Origin of the sequence: Corynebacterium flavescens (genome assembly GCF_008693105.1) — a bacterium.
In the GTDB taxonomy this organism is placed as follows: Bacteria; Actinomycetota; Actinomycetes; order Mycobacteriales; family Mycobacteriaceae; genus Corynebacterium; species Corynebacterium flavescens.
Genome location: NZ_VXKK01000038.1, coordinates 1 through 3,440, shown reverse-complemented (window position 1 = coordinate 3,440; position 3,440 = coordinate 1). Strand labels below are relative to the sequence as shown.

The following is a 3,440-nucleotide window of genomic DNA, read 5'->3' as shown; positions in this document are numbered from 1 at the left end:
TATTTTCCGCCAAGATGCGGTCTTCCACGAGACGGACCACACGGTCCTTTGCATCCTGGTCAAATTTTCTCGGCATGTTCCAGATTTTCCCATCTACTCAAGCGGAACAAAACCTGGGACACTTCAATCAGTGCAGGTTTAGGTGGCAGCTTCGATAAGGGTGACATCCCCAGCAGAATCCATGAACAAAGACCCTCGTTGGTTCTGGCTAGACTCGATGCCTAAACCGTCACCGAAAGGACACACTTTTTGCTCCTTAGCCCCTTCGGTGCTTGATGGACTGTTCGCGGGAACTGCGGAGTAAGTGCGGGGTGAAGTAACCCCTAAACGGGAAAAGCTGAACCCCAACAACCTATTGTGCCTGGTTGTTGGGGTTTTATTGTGCGCCATCAGGGAATCGAACCCCGAACCCACTGATTAAGAGTCAGTTGCTCTACCAATTGAGCTAATGGCGCATGTCGTTCTGGCTTGCCTTGCGGCCTGCCTTTCAACGAGAAGTAACTTTAACACCGTTTCGAATTAAAGGTAAAATCGCCAGGTGAGTGCGGGTTTCGGGGTGGCCTTTCTACCTGCCCTTCACGAGTGCGGGCGGGTCGCTCAAAGAAGAATGCGGTGGGATAGATTGGGCGGGTGGAGGGGGCGTCGATTGTCACGGGGGTAGGGCTATATAACAAAGTGGTTACTGCCACCGGTTTCTTCTGGTGTTCGATCTGTGCGCGGGATAGGCTGTGTGGGCAATTCCCAAATACCGCTTTCCCATGATTTTAAAGGGCTATAGTGCTTAATTCCCTCCCTAACGTTCGTCGCGTCCTCGCAGCAGCGACGATTTCTCTAACCGCTTTAGTTGCCACCGCATGTACTATCTCGGGGGCTGAAGATCTGCCCGCCGACCAAGTCCAATCCAAGGACGGCGATAAGTCGCAATCCTCGGCGGATAAGGAAAAGAAAGAAAAGGAAGCCAAGGCCTTCGACATCTCAGTCAAGGATGGCGCCACCGACGTTGACCCCTCCCAACCGGTGACAGTGACCGCGCAGTCCAAGCTTAAGTCCGTCACCATGACCAACGAGTCCGGTACCGAGGTAGCTGAGAAGCTGTCTAAGGACGAGAAAGAATGGTCCACCGACGAGGTCTTGGGCTACAACCGGACCTACACCATCAAAGCCTCGGATGTAGACGGGGACAGTGAAACCATCACCTTCAGTACCCCGCAGGCCGCGGGAGTCTCCGAGGTGGCGCTGTCGCCATTGCCGGATTCAGAGGTCGGTATTGGCCAGGTCATCGGTGTGCGCTTTGGTAACTATGTCACCGACCGCAAGGCTGCGGAAAAGACCATCACGGTCAAGACCACGCCTGAGGTCAAGGGTGCTTTCTACTGGATCAATAACCAAGAGGTTCGCTGGCGCCCGGAGGAATTCTGGGAGCCCGGAACCAAGGTGCAGGTTGACGTAGATCTCTACGGCAAGAACCTGGGCGGCGGTATCTATGGTGGCGAGGATGCTTCCACGAACTTCACCATTGGGGACCGAGTAATCTCCATCGTGGACAACGCCACCAAGACCATGAAGGTCTACAAGAACAAGGAGTTGCTACGCGAGATCCCCGTCTCCCTCGGCACCGACGGGGTCTGGGATACGCCCAACGGCCGCTACGTCATCGGTGATGAGTACGAGAACCTCATCATGGACTCTTCCACCTTCGGCCTCGCCCAAGATGCAGGCGGTTACCGCACCAACGTCCAGTACGCCACGCAGATGTCTTATTCCGGCATCTTTGTCCACGCTGCGCCGTGGTCGGTGGGTGCGCAGGGCGTCTACAACCAGTCCCATGGTTGCGTGAACGTCACCACGGAGGCTGCCCAGTGGTTCCAGTCTGTGGTCAAGCGTGGAGACATCGTGCGCGTGGTCAACACCGGCGGGGAAACGCTTAGCCCCTTCGACGGACTAGGGGACTGGAACATGTCCTGGGATGAATGGTCCAAGGGCAACGCGGACGCGAATACCTAAAGTCTTAGATTCTGAGCAAAGGCGCATGGTTACTGTGGTGGCCATGCGCCTTTGCGTTTTGAATTGCAGAGCGCAAAGCGTCATCGGCTTTGCCTGGCCCTGCTTGGCGACGCCGCCTCCTCATCCACAACGACCATGATGGCGAGACACCGCGAACATCACATCCTGGAAAACTAGGTCGGCCTGTTCACGGTAAGTAGTGGCCATTTCCTTCAGGCGTCCTCAGGCCGTGAGTGCATCAGTTATGGTCGATGTTAGTACTTCTCGTGGGGTTTGTCCGCTGAGTACTACTCGGGGTCGGTCGTTGAGGAGGTCTTGTACTTGCTGGGTTTCCTCGTCGGTGATGGTGGCGAAGTCTGTTCCTTTGGGGAAGTACCAGCGGATGTCTCGGTTGGTTCTTTCGTTACTGGGACGCTGCTAGGGCGAGTGCGGGTCGGCAAAGAATACATCGACGGGGTGGGCAATTTTAAGGTCTTTAACGTTTGCCATTTCACTTCCCTGATCCCAGGTAATCGTCTTTACTTCGGTAGGCAGCGACGAGACCATTTCGATAAGAGCACTGATAACAGTCGGTGAGTCATGACTGGCCGATAGCCTGCGGATGAGGACAAACCGTGATTTCCGTTCAACGAGAGTTATCAACGCTGACGCGCCTTGTTTTCCGATGGCCAAATCACCTTCCCAATGCCCAGGGATGCCACGATCCTCTGCTTGCGGTGGCCTAAGAGAAATCTCAGCCCCATGAACCCAGGACTTATTTCCCCGGGTTATAACCCCTGCCAGGCGGGAGCGTGGAATGCGTGAGGTTCGTCCACTGCGCAGTGCTTTTTCCACTTTGAGTTCTTGGCGCAAGCTGCCAGCACCTTGCACGTAGAGGGCTTGATAGATCGATTCGTGACTGATGTTCATACCCTCATTATCCGGGTAAAGAAACCGCAACCGTGCACTGATCTGTTCAGGGGAGACTCCACACCGCAGCAGCCTGACAACCTTCGCTTTGAGCCCAGCACTGGTATCAATCTTGCGGGGTTGAATGCGCTGCCGATTCTGGCGTGCGCGCGTATGGGCACACCCTGATTCGTAGATCCCATTGCGACTATGACGTCGAATTTCTCGACTGACAGTGGACTGACACCGGTTGAGCGATCGTGCAATTTCTCGATGTGAGAGACGTTGCTCCAAACCAAACGCAATTTTTACACGCTCATGCTGGCTCAAAGCCTCACCGCGACCAACTTTGATGGGGTCTTCTACGGTGACAATACCGCGCACTCGCTGACCATGAGGATCGACGCGTTTGATGGTGTCGATAGAAGCAAAACTACTTCGAGTCTTGTAGACCGTAGGGATGGAAACACCCAAAGAATCCGCAATGTCATGAACACTATGGGATTGCAATAACAAGTCAATGATGGCCATGTCACGGGCTATATTCT

General features: G+C 54.6%; 2 protein-coding genes and 1 tRNA gene. 1 reads left to right on the top strand and 2 read right to left on the bottom strand.

Features of this window, described 5'->3' with window-relative positions; genetic code table 11:
* Positions 1 to 382 precede the first annotated feature (382 nt).
* Positions 383 to 455 (bottom strand) — tRNA-Lys (locus tag F4V60_RS09695).
* 322 nt (positions 456 to 777) lie between these two features.
* Here F4V60_RS09695 and F4V60_RS09690 point away from each other — a divergent pair.
* Positions 778 to 2,004, top strand: a complete 1,227-nt coding sequence (locus F4V60_RS09690; RefSeq protein WP_075730400.1) for a L,D-transpeptidase — start codon at positions 778 to 780, stop codon at positions 2,002 to 2,004.
* Between the two features lie 417 nt (positions 2,005 to 2,421).
* Here the strand turns inward: F4V60_RS09690 and F4V60_RS09685 are convergent.
* The coding region (locus F4V60_RS09685) for an IS30 family transposase (protein WP_211356594.1) at positions 2,422 to 3,440 on the bottom strand (1,019 nt) is incomplete at its 5' end.